16 protein-coding genes and 1 pseudogene are annotated in these 17,887 nt (G+C 44.6%); 15 read left to right on the plus strand and 2 right to left on the minus strand.

Going from position 1 to position 17,887, the window contains the following annotated elements; translation table 11 throughout:
• The 14 genes and pseudogenes from ACK8P8_RS16495 to kdsB all read left to right on the plus strand — a co-directional run bounded on the left by ACK8P8_RS16495 (nt 1) and on the right by kdsB (nt 14,522).
• Nucleotides 1-1,947, plus strand: coding sequence for a RagB/SusD family nutrient uptake outer membrane protein (locus ACK8P8_RS16495; RefSeq protein WP_099291851.1), 1,947 nt, complete (start codon nt 1-3; stop codon nt 1,945-1,947).
• Between the two features lie 19 nt (nt 1,948-1,966).
• Entirely contained in the window at nt 1,967-3,349 is a 1,383-nt protein-coding gene (locus tag ACK8P8_RS16500) for a DUF4959 domain-containing protein (RefSeq protein WP_227216830.1), read from the plus strand.
• Between the two features lie 8 nt (nt 3,350-3,357).
• Complete coding sequence (locus tag ACK8P8_RS16505; RefSeq protein ID WP_227216831.1) at nt 3,358-4,923, plus strand: DUF4998 domain-containing protein; 1,566 nt, start codon at nt 3,358-3,360, stop codon at nt 4,921-4,923.
• A gap of 96 nt (nt 4,924-5,019) precedes the next feature.
• Nucleotides 5,020-5,760 (plus strand): hypothetical protein, encoded by a 741-nt coding sequence (locus ACK8P8_RS16510; protein WP_227216832.1) that lies wholly within the window; start codon nt 5,020-5,022, stop codon nt 5,758-5,760.
• A 3-nt stretch (nt 5,761-5,763) separates the two neighbouring features.
• Entirely contained in the window at nt 5,764-6,609 is an 846-nt protein-coding gene (locus tag ACK8P8_RS16515) for a hypothetical protein (RefSeq protein ID WP_227216833.1), read from the plus strand.
• Nucleotides 6,610-6,646: 37 nt separating this feature from the next.
• The gene (locus tag ACK8P8_RS16520; protein ID WP_099291187.1) at nt 6,647-8,050 is read left to right on the plus strand and encodes a retropepsin-like aspartic protease; all 1,404 of its coding nucleotides are present in this window, start codon (nt 6,647-6,649) and stop codon (nt 8,048-8,050) included.
• A gap of 93 nt (nt 8,051-8,143) precedes the next feature.
• A pseudogene (locus tag ACK8P8_RS16525) lies at nt 8,144-8,296 on the plus strand (IS5 family transposase); the annotation flags it as partial.
• 237 nt (nt 8,297-8,533) lie between these two features.
• The gene (locus ACK8P8_RS16530) at nt 8,534-9,046 is read left to right on the plus strand and encodes a YceD family protein (protein ID WP_227216834.1); all 513 of its coding nucleotides are present in this window, start codon (nt 8,534-8,536) and stop codon (nt 9,044-9,046) included.
• 16 nt (nt 9,047-9,062) lie between these two features.
• Entirely contained in the window at nt 9,063-9,248 is a 186-nt protein-coding gene (gene rpmF / locus ACK8P8_RS16535; protein ID WP_099291185.1) for a 50S ribosomal protein L32, read from the plus strand.
• 111 nt (nt 9,249-9,359) lie between these two features.
• The gene (locus ACK8P8_RS16540) at nt 9,360-10,364 is read left to right on the plus strand and encodes a beta-ketoacyl-ACP synthase III (protein ID WP_369859602.1); all 1,005 of its coding nucleotides are present in this window, start codon (nt 9,360-9,362) and stop codon (nt 10,362-10,364) included.
• 152 nt (nt 10,365-10,516) lie between these two features.
• The gene (locus ACK8P8_RS16545; protein ID WP_186974773.1) at nt 10,517-10,864 is read left to right on the plus strand and encodes a bactofilin family protein; all 348 of its coding nucleotides are present in this window, start codon (nt 10,517-10,519) and stop codon (nt 10,862-10,864) included.
• Between the two features lie 15 nt (nt 10,865-10,879).
• Nucleotides 10,880-11,233: a bactofilin family protein gene (locus tag ACK8P8_RS16550; protein WP_186974772.1), complete on the plus strand. Its 354-nt coding sequence runs from the start codon at nt 10,880-10,882 to the stop codon at nt 11,231-11,233.
• 8 nt (nt 11,234-11,241) lie between these two features.
• On the plus strand, nt 11,242-13,761 hold the full coding sequence (locus tag ACK8P8_RS16555; RefSeq protein ID WP_222621125.1) for a M1 family metallopeptidase: 2,520 nt from the start codon (nt 11,242-11,244) through the stop codon (nt 13,759-13,761).
• Between the two features lie 17 nt (nt 13,762-13,778).
• Nucleotides 13,779-14,522: a 3-deoxy-manno-octulosonate cytidylyltransferase gene (gene kdsB, locus ACK8P8_RS16560; RefSeq protein WP_186974770.1), complete on the plus strand. Its 744-nt coding sequence runs from the start codon at nt 13,779-13,781 to the stop codon at nt 14,520-14,522.
• A gap of 69 nt (nt 14,523-14,591) precedes the next feature.
• Here kdsB and frr read toward each other — a convergent pair whose 3' ends face one another.
• Together frr and ACK8P8_RS16570 are read right to left on the minus strand one after the other, a co-directional pair.
• Nucleotides 14,592-15,155 carry a ribosome recycling factor gene (gene frr / locus ACK8P8_RS16565; protein ID WP_099291177.1) on the minus strand — a complete coding sequence of 188 codons (564 nt, stop codon included), beginning with the start codon at nt 15,153-15,155 and terminating at the stop codon, nt 14,592-14,594.
• A gap of 64 nt (nt 15,156-15,219) precedes the next feature.
• A complete protein-coding gene (locus ACK8P8_RS16570) occupies nt 15,220-16,473 on the minus strand; it encodes an energy transducer TonB (RefSeq protein WP_186974769.1) in 1,254 nt (417 codons plus the stop codon).
• A 161-nt stretch (nt 16,474-16,634) separates the two neighbouring features.
• On the opposite strand from ACK8P8_RS16570, the gene ACK8P8_RS16575 reads away from it, so the two are divergent.
• The gene (locus ACK8P8_RS16575; RefSeq protein WP_186974768.1) at nt 16,635-17,876 is read left to right on the plus strand and encodes a peptidase U32 family protein; all 1,242 of its coding nucleotides are present in this window, start codon (nt 16,635-16,637) and stop codon (nt 17,874-17,876) included.
• The last annotated feature ends 11 nt before the right edge of the window (nt 17,877-17,887 follow it).

Here is a 17,887-nt window from a genome sequence, read left to right on the forward strand (position 1 = left end):
ATGAAATTTAAAAGTATATTCATTTTGATTTGTTCCGCCTGGTTATGGACGGGGTGTAACGAGTACCTCAATTTAGTTCCCGAGGATGATATTCTGACGATTCCCAAAATATTTGAGACACGCACCGGAGCGGAACAATGGATGATTGATGCAAACCAGGGATTTGTTCCTTTGCAAGTGTATACGACCACGAATCCGGCTTTTTGTGGTGCGGACGAATACATTTCCAACCGTTATGCGCGGGAGAATCGCGGAATGACCTCTTTCTTGATCGCCGATGGCTTGCAGACGGCTTTAGCACCGATTAATGATATGTGGACCTATAATGGTGTCTATTATTATATTCGGTATTGCAATACTTTCTTGAAGCATATCGGTGATGTCTATAATCTGAATGAAGGCGAGCTGGAAACTTGGACGGCAGAGATCAAAGCGTTGAAAGCTTTTTACTATTTTGAGTTGGTTAAACGCTATGGTCCAATCGTGTTGGTGCCTCAGAACATCGACGTGTATGCCCCGATGGAGGAACAACGTCAACCGAGAAGTCCGCTGGATAGTTGTTTTAAAGCGATCAATCAGTTGTTGGATGAGGCAATCCCTTATTTGCAGGTATTTGCCGAAAAAGATGCCACTCGTCGAATGTTTTTCTCGAAAGAGGGAGCGATGGGTTTGAAATGCCGCGTATTGCTCTATGCCGCTTCTCCGTTGTTTAACGGGGGCATAAGTGTGTACAAAGATCTGAAGAATAAGAATGGCGAGTTACTTTTCCCCGTGGAGGATAAAGAGAAGTGGCGCGTGGCGGCTGAATATTTGGATGAAACTATCCAGTTTTTGGAGGGACACGGTTATAAATTGATTGCCGGTACCCAAGAGAAATCCACCCCATTGTTGAATACCATGCGGGATTTGGAGTGTTCGCTGTGGGCACCGAATTTCCAAAATTCCACGGAGGCGGTGATGATGGTGAGTGGATTCTCGGATCTATTCCAGAGAATTCTGCCGCAATTGGGAACTAAAACTACGGATCCACACTATAGTTCCGTGTTAGATGGTAGTATCGGTACGAATATCCGGATGGTACGGAAATTCTACACGGCGAACGGATTGCCCATCGAGGAGGATCGGACGTGGACGTATGGAGATGGCTACGGTATGGCGCAAGAGCGGGATGTCATGTACACGAGCGTGGTGCCGATGGGAACGGATGTGTTGGCATTGCACTTGAAGCGAGAACCTCGTTTTTACGCAATGATTGCTGCTCCTGGGCTGTACTGGCAGCTTGGGAAGTCCGTGAACTATAATTTGATCGTGGATTCTTATCAAGGCGGTTTGTTCGGATTAAAGCAAGATCGGCTTTATCCCAATTACGCGCAAAATATTACCGGCTATTTCGTGAAGAAAGGTACGCGTAGTGATTTTAATTTGAAAACTTACTCGCAAGATATCATGTCTTTCGCCGTGAATGTTTCCGTGACGATGCGATTGGCAGAGCTTTATTTGGCAGTGGCAGAAGCCTGGAACGAGTATGAAGGTCCGAATGGAGCGCATCGGGATCAGATTTTCGATCGTTTGAATGCCGTGCGCGAGCGGGCAGGTATCCCGACCGTGCAGGATAGCTGGGGAAGATATGGCGTGAATGCGAATAAATTTAACGAGCAGGCGGGATTACGGAGTATTATCCAACGCGAACGGACAATCGAGTTGATGTTCGAGGGACATCGTTTCTGGGATGTACGTCGTTGGGGAACTGCAATTACTGAAGGCTGGAACGACAAACCGATGGGCTGGAATGTACTTGGAAAGAATTGGCAAGCCTTTTATAATAACGGGCAAGGTCCGATGGTGGTGTGGGATCAGGCGCAGTTTATCCCGGCACGGGATTACCTGTTCCCTATCAAGAGTGAAGAAGTGATGATTTCCGGTATCGTGCAAAATCCGGGATGGTAATGACTAAAATTGACTGAATATGAAAAAGATATTTGTATGTCTACTCCTTTTAGGGTGTTTTTGCTGGGTTGCTTGTTCCGATGATAAGGAGGGAGCATTCGGTACGACCATCAGCGAGGATATGTTTTCTTTTACCCCGGTGGAGGGTGGTGCCGTGATGCACTACAAACTGACTGACCGGCGGGTGAATAAAGTGAAAGTGGAATACACGGACGAGTACGGGTTGAAAGTGTATAAAACCGCGGATTATGCCGTGGATTCCATCGTGTTGAATGGATTCAACCAGGTACACGAGGATGTGCCGGTTCGGGTTTCATTCCTGGATAAAAATGAAAAGGAATCCGACGTGTTACACTTTGCGTTTAATACTCGGGCTTCCAATCTTTATACTTTTTTTGATGTAGTGAAGGTGAATTCTTACTGGAATGGCTTCCAGGTGATCTATGATTTAAAGGGAAGAACGGAAGGATCGGCGTCCGTATTTTTCGTGGGAATTAATCCGACGACGAAAGTGCAGGATACGCTCTTTTTGGAAAACTTCCTGTTGGAAGAGGGACGTAACGTGAAGGCTTATTCCATTGATGATTCGCAATTACAGGATGCTTATACTGTGGTGATTACTACAGAGGATGATCGGCAGCGGATTGTCCGAAAACAAGTATGGAACGGAGTGGAAGGCGTGGATCGCTTGTTGATTCCGAGTAAAGATTTCGAGTTAATCGATCCGTTCAATAAGTCGAAAGAAATGGAGTATAATTCATCAAATAACTATAATCCGGGTGCGTTGGGTAAGGCTTATCTTTTCGATGGCGATACAAAAGGAACGACGGGGGCGGAATATTATAAATCGGGGAAAGCTACTCCGCCATTTGCGTTCTTGGCAGGTCCTAATGCTTTATGGCGTCCGGACAATGATGTCTATTTCGTGTTGGATTTGCAGAAACCGATGATTGTCGGAGAGATGCGGTTTTATATGAAATATGTTGATGGGTATGCAGCAAATAAAGATTTCGATAATGATTATTATACTAAATTGCCTTGCGATATGCAGGTCTTTGCTTGGGTAGGAGAAGGTGATTATAATAAGGATACGAATCCAGGAACGGCAGAGGATTGGGAAGAGGTAGGTCGCTTCAAACAGGAACAGACGGCTGAAAATGTCGATCGGTGGTACAATGAAGCACTTTTGAATCCGTTACCATGGCAAGGAACTAAAGCAGATGTCGAGGCGCGCAAGCCGGTGTATTTGTCTATACCGTTCCCTTTTGAAGAGCGGGAGTGCCGTTTCTTCAAGATACAGTTTAACGAGACATTCTTGGATGTAAACAAGAATTATTCGTATAACCATAATAATAACAATAACGTGACTGTCCAAGAATTGGAGGTTTACGGTCAAAAATAACGAGAGGTATGAGAACAAGTTTTTTGAAATATGTATGGGTGTTTGTGGCCGTACTTGGATTGTTGCCGGCTTGCGAGGATTTGGAGGATACCTATTCAGATTATACCGGTGATGGACCGGTGCAGTACCTGACCAAGATTTATGACCTGCAAGGAGAGCCAAAATGGTTGAGCGTGTTGTTGACTTGGGAGTTGAAACTAGACCCGGGGCGGACGGCGATCTTGGTGGAATGGACGGATGATTCGACGACCTATTCCCAGGTGATCGATAAAGACGCGAGGGACTTCATGATTACGGGTTTGAAAAACTACGAGTATGCGTGTAGCGTGAAAGCTATCGAGCAAAAAGACGGTGAGGTTATCGGCAAGTCGATCGGAGATCCGGTGTACGTGCGTCCTTTCACGTATGCTTCGGAAGAATTGACGCTGTTCTCGCAAGTGGTGAGAAAGGCGTATCAAGTGGCAGGCAAGAAATTGTTTGTATTGTTTGAGCCTTGGGCGGATAATTTGATTTCTTTCCAGGTGGGGTATTTCGAGAAAGGGAATGCCACGGAAAAATTCTGGACAGTGGAAAAAGTGAATAATTTGCCGGACGGGAAGGTGTACGCGATGATCGGAGAGAATGTCGATTTCACGAAGCCGATTAACGTCTATCGTAAGGGGAGAATCGCTTCTATCGATAACATGGAGTTGGAGCTGCAACCCGTGCCGTTGTATTTCGAGACACCGATGTTTGATGCGGCTTTTGCTGCCGAGGTGAGAAGTCGTTTGGATTTGATAGGAGAGATTAAGCAAAGCGATATCAATGATGTGGAGGTGTTGGATATCGACTACGATCAATTGTCGTTGGTCGACGTGTTGCATTTCCCGAACTTGAAGGAGCTTCACTTGGGACGCAATCGTTTGCTGGCTGCCGGAACGGAAAATGCGGTGAAGTCCGTGTTGACAAATCAAGAGGAGAGTGTGGCTGCTTTGGAGGTTATTGCCGGTGAATTGGGCGTGAAGATTTATCATTACGGGAACCATTATTTCAACACGGTTCCTGATTTCTTCACCGCAAAGAATCAGGTGGCCGAGTTGCCGGAATTTTCATTATTGAACACAGTGGGATGGGATATCACGGTCAACCCGATGGATGCCATGGGATATAATTCCGGTTTGGCGAATTTGTTGCAGGAAAGTGACGCATACTGGAGTCCCCAAGCGAGTGAGATTCTCCGAAGACATATTATCGAGATTGATATGAAGGAGAGCAAGCGTATTCTTGGTTTCAAAGTCGGTCAGGCCATGACACCCCCGGCTGATGTACAAACTCCCGATGTGTTGGATATTGAGTTTGAAACAGGCTCCGGAGCTTGGGAGTCGGCGGCATTTAGCAGGAGCGTGACGGTCGGCACTGGTAAGGGTGAGACCACGATTATCTATTTGGATAAATCTCATAGCGTGAAAACGGCACAAAAGATTCGCGTAACGGTTGCCGATAAATTCCATAAGAAAGGATATAACGCCTCTTATGCTTACGTGGATTTCTATACTGTTGTATTATCTTCTTTCATGGTGATCGAAGGCAATTAAACGAACTTCATAGATCTTTGTTATACAGCCCTCTTTTGGGAGGCCGGGTTAACCGCCCAGCCCCCTGGAGGGCTTTTTTACCGATTAAAAATAGATATGATGAAAAAATGGATTCTATTATTGACGTGCGCTTGTACGATTGTTCAACTTTACGGACAACGATACACGAGGAATTACCATACGGTAAGATTTAAATTTGAAAATGGTCAAAGTGATAGTGTGACTATCGTGAGGGAAGAACTTCCTTATAATTTTAATTTATCCTATTTCGGAAAGCAAGCGGGGGAGCTCAGTCCGTCAGCTTATTGGGATATGAAAGATGGAGATGATGAAAATTACTATAAAGATAGAGACCCCAAGAATAATCCTAAAACTCATACTTCTGAAGCATGGGAGGCATGGTTATGTACTCGAATTATACCTGAAGAGGTGAAACGTAAATTAGATCTTTCTTGCAAAAAAGGAGATGAAGATAGAGAGGCTAGTTACATATTTGTTAATCGTGAATTCGAAATCATGGTTTGTTTTGATAGAGGCGGGAGAATAGTTCAAGTTGATTTTGCTTTTCGTAATTTGGATTTATACGAGTCTGTAACCGAGGAGCAATTGAAAGTAATTTGCAGTGGGATTGTGAAATATTGCCGCATGATTGAAGGTATTTATCGTTTGCCGCATGAAGGTGTGGAGGCAAAAGAATTTGCGCCGGCAGCAACATACGTGTTAGTGCTATGTCCTAATTCTGATTTACGATGGGCAAAGGAATGTCAAGAGTACAATCCAAAATCGTGGGCTAAAGTGTTGAAACATTTTGATACGTTGGAGAAAAGAAGGAAATAAGATATGAAGAAATTAATATTATTTATTTCTGTTATTTTGTTTGTAATAAGTTTTTCCGGTTGTTTACAAGAAAATGAAATTGGTACTATGATGGCGAACATGGACGATGGCGATATAGTGGTTTGTGATTATATTTGGGATGCTCCAGATCGATATTGTCTTACCATGAATCAGTTACAAGATTTATTTAGAGGGACTTTAAGTTTTCGAGAGGACAAAATTCGGTTATTAGCAAAAGAACTTGAATCCTTTCTTTTAAATAATCCTTGTTATCGACGGATCATGTATGAAATATACCAAACTGTTGGAGGGAAGAGAGAAAGTAAGGCTTTTATAAAGCTTGATGAAAAAGATTCGAAATTGCAAGCTGATCCTAGGCTTTGGGCTCGTTATGATCAAGGGACGAAAACAATTATATTTAGGGATTTACAGGTTGGTGTAATAGGAGGGATACAAGGTACTGAATTGGCCACATTGATTCATGAATTGATGCACCATTGGCAGTATTTGTTGTTCGGTGAAAGTTATATGCAAGCACAATATGAAAAAAACTTTGAATTCGAAGTGACTTTTTTGTTGGATGTTGCAATGATACAGTATGCTCATCGATATGCGGATTTAGGAGCAGAACAAGTGTTATTGTATTTGAAATATGATCTGAATAATCCTGTAATTTATACTCAGGAAGAGAAAGAAAGGTATATCAATGCGATTAATAATACATTGCAGGGGAATGCTGTTAGTATTAAAGCTGAACTTGACTTTTTAGCTGCTAATTTTAGAAAGTATGATTATGCCGTTTATACCCCGTGGGCAGAATATAGCCTTATAAAGCGATTATATCCATAGTTATTTCTATCATAATGACAAATTAAAAAATAGAATCATGAAATCATTATTTGTATTGTTAGTTGGTATTTTGCTTTCTGCTGGAATTCAGGCACAGCAAGAAAATGGAGGAAGTCAATCAAAAGGGATTTTGTTTGAATCTGCCCGTTCGTGGAAGAAGACCGTGGAGAAGGCGTTGGACGAAAGGAAATTGCTTTTCGTGGATTGTTATGCTGATTCCGGTGAAGTGAAGAAGGCGCAGGAGGAGATGGAAAAGTATGTCAATTTACTGAAAGAGATGGCTAGAATACAAACCCCGGCGCAAGGAGGAATGCCCGCGACGGCAGTGGCTTCCGGAAATAATATTCGGTTGGAGCGTGGCGTAACGTTGAATTACGAGTTCCGTCAAGGAGTTCCGGTGGTGAAGGTGGTGATCAACGGGCATACGTATTACTTCCTGTTTGACACGTGTGCTGGAATTACTTGCGTATCCGATAAATTGGTAAATGCAGAGAAGTTGGCTTATCAACAGACAGGTAATTCCATGCAGGGAATTGACGGGCAAGTTGTTATGGCTGAAATTCCAGAATTATTGTTAGGAGAATTGGCGGTGAAGAATAAACAGGCGGTAGTAATGAGTGTGCATAATCTTGTTTTTCAACATTTGGGTGTAGACGGAACGATTGGAGCGAATATTATCAATGATTACGTGGTGACTGTTGACTCTCGTGCGAAGATAATCACTTTTTCAGATCAGGCGGATGCTTCTGCTTCTCGTTGGGATACATTGAGGCTTTGGAATAATGTACCATTACTTTCTATCAAGGTAAGGGGGAAAGGCGGGGTTCATGATGTACCGGCATTGTTCGACACGGGAAATGGAACGGGTGCTATTGGATTACCTTCTGTAGAAGGGTTTGAACAATGGACGCAAGCTGGAATTATTGGCGACGTGGAGGAAGGGAACGGTTTTATAGGAACGATGGTGGGCGGTATGGTGAAGACCGATAAGCTTTACCGGGGACGGATGACGGGTCTTCATTTGGGAGATGCTGTTTTCGAGAAGGTGCCGATTATTACCGGGGGAATAGGGTATTTGTTGCTTTGTTTTCAGACGACGGATTTGGGCAAATTCGTTCTTGACTATCCTAACGGGCGTTATCATTTTGAACCTTACGCAGATGCTGGGGTGTGGGAAGGAGATCGTCGTCCCGTGATGACGGGGGCTGATAATGGGGAATTGAAGATTGCTGCCGTGTGGGGAAAAGAGGCAAGAAAGAAATTGGCTCCGCAATGGACGGTAGTTGCTTTGGATGGCAAACCGCTGGAGAAAGTGACATTGGATACTCCCAATATTGACGAATTGCTCCATGAGCGTGGGGTGAAGACTGTGACGGTTCGGGATGTGGAGGGGAAGGTGTATGAGGTGAAGGCGGAGGTGTTTTTATCAAAGGGATTGTAAGATTTGGGATAAAAATTAAGCTAATTAAGAGCCTGTTTAAATTTCGTTAGGGGGTGTAAATATTGGGTATCCTAGATCGTCATTAGTGCATACAAGCAACAAGGATTCAGACCTATACACAAAAGATGGATCGTGGAAAGAACATTCGTGTGGTTTGATCACGATAGAAGACTATCCCGAAATTATGAACTTACATTCGATATGGTAAAAATTGCCGATATAAAATTATTAATACAGAAAATTTAAACAGGCTCTTAGATGAGAATAAATTCAATATGCTGGATATGGGCAGGTTTACAGTAAATGATTTTATATATGACGAGCCAAGTAAATATATTCTTTTCCAGAGACAGTTAACAGGAATATTTAAATTTTATAAACTTTTGACTCAAAAGGCTAAGCGTTTTTCCCGAGAAAAAACATAGTATATGGTGTAACGTATTATTTTTTTTTGTACATTTGCGCCGTTTTACTTGAAGAATCGTGGACAGATTGAAAGAATATAAGATAGCCTACAGGGGCTTAGGGGAGGGCGTTCACTCTTTCGAGTTTGTCATGGATGACAATTTTTTCGATTGTTTTGACGTGACAAAAGGGACGAAAGGGAAAGTAAACGCGAGAGTGGAGATCGTGAAATCATCCTTGCTGATGGAGGTTCGGATGAAGATCGACGGGGTGGTGAAAGCTATTTGCGATCGCTGCTTGGAAGAGATGGATTTATCAATTAGCGGAGAACTGAACTTGTACGCGACGTACGGGGGAAGGGAAGAGGGGAATGATGATGATTTTATTATCTTGGCGCAAGATGAGGATTATCTGGATTTGAGTGAGCCGCTATACGAAATATATATGCTGAATTATCCTATTCGAGTGGTTCATCCCGAGGGCGAATGCAACGAGGAGATGGAGCGAGTGCTTGAGGATATGACAGTGGAAGAGAGTGATGAGATTGATCCCCGTTGGGATGAATTGAAGAAATTAATTAATAATAACTAAATAAAACTAGAGAGAAATGGCACATCCTAAACACCGGGTCTCCAAACAGAGAAGGAATAAGAGAAGAACTCACGATAAGGCAACTGTTCCTGCAATAGCAAAGTGTTCAAATTGTGGTGCTGCGGTACAGTATCATACTGTATGCCCTGAGTGCGGGTATTACAGGGGTAAATTAGCTATCGAGAAAGCTGTCGTTGCATAATGTTTGTGCAATGACGGGAATTGCCTTGAATAATACAGAGCCCCCTGTAAAAAGGGGGCTATGATTGTTTATAGGTGGCGGTTCTCTGTTTAATTTTGAAAAGATATTTTTATGGAAAGGCCAAGAGCGGTAATCACCGGGGTAGGAGCGTTTTATCCCGATTACATTTTAGACAACGAGGAGTTGAGCCGGATGGTGGATACCACGGACGAGTGGATCATGACACGTATCGGGATCAAAGAGCGGCGTATATTACGGGATACGGATAAAGGCAGTGCTTACCTCGGAGCCAAAGCGGTAGAGGATCTGTTTCGTAAAACAGGGTTGAAACCGGAAGAAGTCGACCTCTTGATCTGCTGCACGGTAACGGCAGATATGCATTTCCCGGCAAACGGGAATGTGATTTCCGATATGGTGGGAATCAAGAACGCGTTTAGTTTTGATTTGAATGCCGGGTGTTCCGGATTTCTATATGGTTTGACGACTGCCACGCAGTACGTGGAAAGCGGGCGTTATAAAAAAGTCGTTGTCGTGGGAGCCGAGAAGATGTCGGCAATCACGGACTACACGGATCGGGCGACTTGTCCGATTTTCGGTGATGCCGCCGCCGCGATACTGCTTGAACCGACACACGAGGACGTGGGGGTGATCGATCATATTCTTCGTTCCGACGGTATGGGGCGGGTTCACCTGCACATGAAAGCGGGTGGTTCTTTGAAGCCGCCATCCATTGAAACCGTGACGGCAAGAGAACATTATATTTATCAGGAGGGGCAACCCGTGTTCAAGCATGCCGTATCGAATATGGCGGACGTTTCTGTCGAGATCATGAAACGCAATAATCTCACGTCTGAAGATGTTGCTTGGTTGGTGCCGCATCAGGCAAACCTGCGAATTATCAAGGCTACCGGCGAGAGAATGGGATTGGATGCTTCCAAGGTGATGGTAAATATCCATAAATACGGTAACACGACATCCGCGACAATCCCGTTGTGCCTGTACGAGTGGGAAGACCAGTTGAAAAAAGGAGATAATTTAATTCTAGCCGCTTTCGGTGCCGGGTTCACGTGGGGAGCGATTTATTTGAAGTGGGGATACACGAAGGCTAAAAACTAGAAGTTGCCGGAAGGCAATAAGATAAGGTCCATAAGGTCGAGATTTTTTTCTGACTTTATGGACTTTATACTTTTTTGCCCTTGTAGACTGAAAAAAATATTTTCGATTTTAAATTACTTGTTGTATATTTGGTCGTTTATTACTCAACTAAGATGGAAAAAAGTGTGAATCCGGACTGTCAAGGGAAAAGACAAACGGTTGTTTTGGAAGATTCCGTGGTGGGGGGAGATATGAGTCTGCCCGGGGATTTATGCTTATTCGGTAAAATTTTGGGTAATATTACAGCGGGGGGACGAGTGGAAGTGAGAAAAGGAGCGCTCGTGACGGGCAACGTGCTTTGCCGGGAGTTATACGCGGAGGGAGTAGTTGAAGGAGACGTGGATACTCATTCTTTGATAATAGGAGAGAATGCGGTTTTGCGGGGGAAAGTGGAGGCTGGAAAGTTGCGGATCGAGGGGGAAATATATGATATGAAATGGTTACGTCTGGTAAGAAAATAAAGTAAATGCAAGATCATGGGAAAAGAAGTACAACAACAAGTTGCGTTAAACCTATTAAGTGAAGGGACTCAGATTACCGGAGATCTTCATGCATCGAATGATATACGTGTCGACGGTACTATCAAAGGAAAAATAAACACGACGGGACGTCTGATTATCGGGCAGACGGCGAGGGTAGAGGGCGAAGTGACTTCCCCGAGCGTGGATATTCTGGGTACGATGGAGGGGAGTATCGTGTCGGACGGTTCGGTTTCATTGAGAGCAAAATCCGTGTTCACGGGAACGATTAAAGCGGCTTATATCGCTATCGAGTCGGGTGCTGTATTTAATGGTGAATGCCATATCCAACGTGATGTAAAACAGAAATAATTAATAACGTGGTGTGTCGTGTATCCGTAGTAGTGTCTATACTGCTATCGCTGGTTGCTTGTGAAAAGGCACAGGAAAAGGTAGACAAGGGTGTTTCCCTTGAACTGGCGAAAGAACGTAAATCCAATATCGGAGGCGTATCTTACCGGTTATATTTCTCTATTCCCAAGGAGAGAGAGGAGCCTATCATGGCAGAGTCGGAAATCTTCTTCGAGTTGTCGGAATTAACCCCGATTGTTCTTGATTTCAAGGAAACGGAAGATAAAATTCTGGCTGTTACTTCCGGGGGAAAGAGGGTTCCTTACACGTTCAAGAACGAACATATCATTATTCAGCCGGAACATTTGAAAGAGGGACGGAACGAGTTGAATATCCAGTTTATAGCGGGAGAGTCTTCGCTGAATAGAAGCGAGGATTTGATGTACACCTTGCTGGTGCCGGATCGTTGCCGGACATTAATGCCTTGTTTCGACCAGCCGGATATAAAAGCGCGTTTCAAGTTGACGCTTAAAATTCCCGCCGGGTGGCAGGCAATAGCGAACGGGGAACGTATTCGGGTGGAATATTTCAATGATTATAAACTTTACGAGTTCGGGGAGACGAAACCTTTGAGTACGTATTTATTTGCATTCTCGGTAGGGCGGTTCTCGTACACGGAACGATTTATGGATAACCGTTGGATCGGGATTTATCACCGGGAAACGGATACGGCGAAAATCAATGCCAGTATCCCGGAGATTGCCCGGCAAGTGAGCCATTCGCTGGAATGGATGGAACGCTACACGGGAATCCGGTACCCGTTCGAGGTGTATAACGTGGTGGCGATTCCGGCTTTCCAGTACGGGGGTATGGAACATCCGGGAGCGACTTTTTACAAGTCATCGACTCTTTTCCTTGACCGGGACGCGGATTTGACGGCACAGATGAAACGGAGTGAATTGATCGCGCATGAGACGGCACACATGTGGTTCGGTGATTACGTCACGATGAAGTGGTTTAACGATGTGTGGCTCAAAGAGGTGTTTGCCGGATTCATGGCAGACAAGATTATCGCACAGTTGTACCCGGAGGTGAATCATCAGTTGAACTTTTTCTTGAATCATTATGAACCGGCATTACGGACAGACCGCACGAGAGGGACACATCCGATCTTGCAGGAATTGAATAACTTGAAGGATGCAGGCACATTATACGGGGATATTATTTATCACAAGGCTCCTATCGTGATGCGTATGCTGGAGCGGGAGATTTCCGAGTATCAGCTGCAAATGGGTTTACGGAAGTACTTGCGTCGCTGGTCGTATTCCAACGCGGATTGGGATGATTTGATTCATCTGTTGGCGAGTTCAACGGGACGTGATCTGGAAACGTGGAATGAAATCTGGATAAAGGAGAGCGGTGCTCCCGTGATTGAGTTTGGCAAGGATGCTATTGCCATGATAGATGAAAGTGGCAAAAAACGGGTTTGGCCGCAAGCGATTTCGATTTATTGGATGAGTGCCGGAGGGCGGCTGTATCGTCAAGCGCGGGTGTTGAAGGATACGTTGACTCCTTTCAGGAACCCGGGCGTGATATTGCCGGATTGCGACGTGTCGGGATACGGTTGTTTCCTGCCGACGGAGTACAGTGTACAATTTCTCTCTAAAGAGTTGAACCAGATAGGAAATCCGCTTTATCGTGCTGTCGCTTGGCAGTTGTTGTACGAGGGCGTGTTGAACAAGAAGGTGAAAGGAGAGTTCTTCGTGAAACTTTGTATGAAACATTTGCCTCATGAAAAGAATAATCTGGTAGTGAATCGAACCTTAAGTTTCTTGAGGACTGTTTATTCGACTTATCTGGATGAGGGGGGAAGGCAGTTGTTGCAGGAGGAATTGGAGCGTTTCTGCGTGAACATGATTGATAATGACGCGGGGAATAAAAAATCCTATTTCAATACTTTGCTGACGCTTTATTCCTCACCCAAGATCGGGGAGTTTTTTAAAGAGGTATTAAACGGTGAGAGGGAGTTGGCAGGTTTGACGGTCAGTGATGACGATAAAATCAAGATAGCGTTTAATCTCGTGTTGCGGGATTCCAATCTTTACGGGGGAATGGAGGAACATATTAACGGGGCGATAAAGAATAAGGATTTGTTGAATCATTTCGCTTACGTGTTGCCCTCGGTTTCCGGTAACAAACAAGTGCGGGACAGTGTGTTCAGTGCTTTGCTGAAGAATGAAAACCGGGTGAACGAGGTTTGGGTGGAGGAGAGTTTGCGTTGGTTGAATCATCCCCGCCGGAGAATGGAGGCAGAAGAATACATTCCGCGAATGCTGGATAAATTGAAAGAAGTTCAAGAAACAGGCGATATATTTTTCCCGTCGGCATGGTTGAGCGCGGGACTTTCCGGGCATACCAGCAAGAACGCGTATTCTATGGTGAATGCTTTCTTGGAAAAGCACCCGAATTACCCGAAGAATTTGAAATTAAAGATATTATCCAATTCAGACCATTTACGACGCCTTCACGCGGAGGAACGTGAACGATAATGTTTATAGATTAGATTATGAATGTTCGAGAAAACTCATTGATATTGATTCCGGCTCGTTACGCTTCTACCCGTTTCCCGGGGAAGCCGTTGGTTGAGATTGCCGGAAAGCCCATGGTGCAGCATGTTTACGAGAAAGCGACAGCGGTATCCGACTATGTTTACGTGGCGACTGATGATGCACGGATTTATGATGCCGTGACGGCCTTCGGGGGACGTGCGGTGATGACTTCTACCGAGCATCGTAGCGGAACAGACCGGTGTTACGAGGCATACGTGAAGGTGCATGAGGCTTTGAACCGGAATTTCGGGGTTGTTGTCAACGTGCAGGGGGATGAACCGTTTATTATCCCGCGACAGATAGAGTCTTTGATTTCCCGTTTTGAAGAGCCGGCGGTGCAGATTGCTACTCTAGCGAAGCCTTTTGAACGGAATGACGATGTTTTTGACCCGAATAAAGTAAAGGTGGTGTTCTCCGTGAAGAATACGGCTCTTTATTTTAGCCGGAACCCGATTCCTTATTGCCGGGGTGTGGAACGGGACGGGTGGCTTGCCCGGACTCCTTATTACAAGCATGTCGGAATGTATGCTTATCGTCCGGAGATTTTGAAGGCGATAACTTCTATTCCCCAAGGAGTTCTTGAACAAGCGGAGTCGTTGGAACAATTACGTTGGTTGGAGAACGGGTACACGATAGCAATAAGTATTACCGATCATGAATCGGTCGGTATAGATACTCCGGAAGACTTGGAAAAAATATAAATTAAAAGCTAAAAGTTACGATTCGTATATCAAACTTTTAGCTTTTAACTTTTATCTTTGATGCCAGCATCAAATTGTCATAATGTCTTTCTCTTTCTTGGCGAGATACTCATCGATTTTTTTGCCGTATTCATCGGTCATTTTTTGAGCCATGGCTTCGGCATCTTTGGACATATCTTCGGGAAGCCCGTCTTTTACCATTTTCTTTACTTGCTCGATTACGTCCCGGCGGGCGTTACGAACGCTTACTTTGGCAGTTTCGGCTTCACCTTTGCTTTGTTTCACGAGGTCGCGTCTGCGTTCCTCGGTAAGTTGCGGGATATTGATGCGGATCATTTCTCCGTTGTTATCCGGGTTTAATCCGAGGTTAGCGGTCATAATAGCTTTTTCAATCGGGGCTATCATGCTTTTCTCCCACGGTTGAACGGCAATGGTTCTCGGGTCGGGAGCCGAAATATTGGCTACTTGTGATAACGGGGTAGGACTACCATAATAGTCAACCAGCACGTCTTGTAGGATTTTTGGGTTGGCTCTTCCCGCTCTGATTTTACTGAGTTCGGATTCAAGGTGATTCAGAGCGGATTCCATTCTCTCTTTTGCTTCGTCGAGATAAAATTGTACTTCCTCGTTCATATATTTTTTAGTTTGATTTAATATTCATAACGAACCAAGCAAAGGTATAAAAAAATCTGTATTTTTACTCTATCCTACGCCACGTTTCCTTTACCTGTACGTTTTTCAACGTTCCGTTTGCCAATTTTAATTTCGCTTCTCCCGTGAGTACGAGAATCTGGTTGTTTGCCTCGAACTGGTACGTGGCGGTATATTCTATGATATCTTTTACCTTCACGGATTGGGAAGATTCGATGAGTTGCCCTGTCGTAATCTTGTAGGTGCCTTTCGTTCCGTCGGACGTCAGGAACGAGAAATCGTCATAGAACTCCTTTTGTATCGGGTGCTTAACTTCGATTCCATTCTCGGATATTTTTTCCCATTTGCCGGCAAGCGGGTTAGCCACAATCGTTCGGAATAACTTGCCGGGGCTGAAGATACATTCTTCCACGTACTTTTTGAATTTCTTTAATCCCAAGTAATCCCGTATTTTGATTTCCCGGATGACTTTGTTTTCTTGGAAACGAGGGGTGATATTCACGTATCGTGTGATAAAATTCTCCTCGGGGAGGCTGTCTATCAGTCTGATTTGCTCGTCCCACTCTTCCTTGTAATATTTCAGAATCATGTTTTTATCTTCCGCGGGCAGTGCGAGGGAAGGCATCACGATGCTCAGCATGATTTCCGAAGATTGTTGTTGTTCCCGGGCAGAAGTAACCAATCCTTTGTAGGCGGCTTTGTCCGAACCGTAACGCTTTTTCAAGTACAGGCGGTACATTTCGGCGGAGGAGGAAGCCACCGTGTCCGTGCCTTGTTTTAATTTCGCCTCGTTTGCCTCAAGGGCTTTCAGATACCTGTCGAAAGTGCGTCTTTCCACGTTAGGAGCGGTACTTTTCAAGGCGAAATAGACGGGTACGGTATAATATACTCGGACGGGCGTGTTGTTTTGTTTGCCGGGATACCATTTCGGCATGGAAGCAATCACTTCTTTTGCCTCGTTATCCAGTTCGGTGGATACGCCCCGGATGATTTTCACGTCATTCACCGTTCCGTCTTTCTCTATAATGAAACGAACGTACACTTTGCCTTCTATACCTTTGGTTTTAGCGGCTTCCGGGTATTGCACGTGGCTATATATCCAAGCATTCAGATTACCGGGAAAAACGGGCATTTCTTCGACGAACATGTAGACTTTATTATCTTCGGTACTGTCTTTAGTCTGTTCGTGATGGTGTTGCGCGATGGTCGGAAGCGTTCCTGCCAGAAGGAACATACTCGCGAATAATACTTGTAACTTGGTGACAAGTTGTCGATTAAGGGTGTATGGCTTGAATATCATGGTTCGTGTCTTAGCGTGATAGATTACTTTCTTTTCTCACAGCTAAATATAGAGTGAATTTTTGGTATTTGCAATGAATATTAAGTGTTTTGTAAATTTTAAATCTAAAATGGGTAGATTCTCGATGAAGCGGATTACTTTTGTCTTCTTAAAGAAACGATATGAAAAGGAAAGATTTTGAGGTGATGGCACCGGTTGGTTCCTACGAATCACTGGAAGCTGCATTACAGGCGGGGGCTGATTCCGTCTATTTCGGCGTCGAGGGATTGAATATGCGTTCCCGTTCGTCGGCTAACTTCACGCTGGATGATTTGCGAAATATAGCGGAACGTTGTAGCGAGAGAGGGGTGAAGACTTATCTCACGGTGAACACGATTATATATAATAATGAACTGGATAAGATGCACCGTATTATCGATTGCGTGAAAGAGGCGGGATTAACTGCCATTATCGCATCGGATATAGCGGCTATCATGTACGCTCGTTCTGTCGGGGTAGAGGTACATATCAGCACGCAATGTAATATCACGAATTACGAGGCGGTGAAGTTTTACGCGCAGTTCGCTGATGTTGTCGTGCTGGCTAGGGAGTTGGACATGGATCAAGTGATGACGATTCATCGTCAAATCGTGCAGAATGATTTGCGGGGTCCCAAGGGAGAATTAATCCAGATCGAGATGTTCGCTCATGGAGCCTTGTGTATGGCTGTTTCCGGGAAATGTTACTTGAGTCTTCATGAAATGAATGCCTCCGCCAACCGGGGGGCTTGCTACCAGATTTGCCGGCGTTCCTACACGGTGAAAGATACCGAAAGCGATATCGAGTTGGAGGTGGATGGCAAGTATATCATGTCCCCGAAAGATTTATGTACTATCGGGTTCGTGAATAAGATGATTGACGCGGGTGTGCGGGTGTTTAAAATTGAAGGGCGTGCCCGTTCTGCCGAGTACGTGAAGACGGTTTGCGAGTGCTATAGCGAAGCATTGGATGCCTACACGGACGGAAGTTACGATGCGAAGAAGATAGCTGCGTGGAAAGAACGGCTGGCTTCGGTGTTTAACCGCGGTTTTTGGGATGGCTATTATCTTGGACAACGTTTGGGAGAATGGAGTGAAGTATATGGTTCGAAAGCCACCAAGAAAAAAATATGTATCGGTAAAGTCACGAATTATTTCACGAAATTGCAGGTCGGAGAATTTAAACTGGAATCATACGACTTGAAAGTAGGCGATGAGGTGATGATTGTCGGTCCAAGTACGGGAGTGGTACAAATGACTGTTCCGGAACTTCGTCTTGAATTAGATCCCGTGGAGCGGGTAGAGAAAGGCGCCGTATTCTCTATGCCTTGCGAGATGAAATTAAGGCGTTCGGATAAACTGTATAAGTTGGTGGATAATTTATAAAACAAAAGGCT

Origin of the sequence: Butyricimonas muris (genome assembly GCF_046365375.1) — a bacterium.
In the GTDB taxonomy this organism is placed as follows: domain Bacteria; phylum Bacteroidota; class Bacteroidia; order Bacteroidales; family Marinifilaceae; genus Butyricimonas; species Butyricimonas muris.

Coding starts and splice junctions, on each gene's coding strand:
- ACK8P8_RS16495 (WP_099291851.1), top strand. CDS start 1: ATGAAATTTAAAAGTATATTCATTTTGATTTGTTCCGCCTGGTTATGG.
- ACK8P8_RS16500 (WP_227216830.1), top strand. CDS start 1,967: ATGAAAAAGATATTTGTATGTCTACTCCTTTTAGGGTGTTTTTGCTGG.
- ACK8P8_RS16505 (WP_227216831.1), top strand. CDS start 3,358: ATGAGAACAAGTTTTTTGAAATATGTATGGGTGTTTGTGGCCGTACTT.
- ACK8P8_RS16510 (WP_227216832.1), top strand. CDS start 5,020: ATGATGAAAAAATGGATTCTATTATTGACGTGCGCTTGTACGATTGTT.
- ACK8P8_RS16515 (WP_227216833.1), top strand. CDS start 5,764: ATGAAGAAATTAATATTATTTATTTCTGTTATTTTGTTTGTAATAAGT.
- ACK8P8_RS16520 (WP_099291187.1), top strand. CDS start 6,647: ATGAAATCATTATTTGTATTGTTAGTTGGTATTTTGCTTTCTGCTGGA.
- rpmF (WP_099291185.1), top strand. CDS start 9,063: ATGGCACATCCTAAACACCGGGTCTCCAAACAGAGAAGGAATAAGAGA.
- ACK8P8_RS16540 (WP_369859602.1), top strand. CDS start 9,360: ATGGAAAGGCCAAGAGCGGTAATCACCGGGGTAGGAGCGTTTTATCCC.
- ACK8P8_RS16545 (WP_186974773.1), top strand. CDS start 10,517: ATGGAAAAAAGTGTGAATCCGGACTGTCAAGGGAAAAGACAAACGGTT.
- ACK8P8_RS16550 (WP_186974772.1), top strand. CDS start 10,880: ATGGGAAAAGAAGTACAACAACAAGTTGCGTTAAACCTATTAAGTGAA.
- kdsB (WP_186974770.1), top strand. CDS start 13,779: ATGAATGTTCGAGAAAACTCATTGATATTGATTCCGGCTCGTTACGCT.
- frr (WP_099291177.1), bottom strand. CDS start 15,155: ATGAACGAGGAAGTACAATTTTATCTCGACGAAGCAAAAGAGAGAATG.
- ACK8P8_RS16570 (WP_186974769.1), bottom strand. CDS start 16,473: ATGATATTCAAGCCATACACCCTTAATCGACAACTTGTCACCAAGTTA.
- ACK8P8_RS16575 (WP_186974768.1), top strand. CDS start 16,635: ATGAAAAGGAAAGATTTTGAGGTGATGGCACCGGTTGGTTCCTACGAA.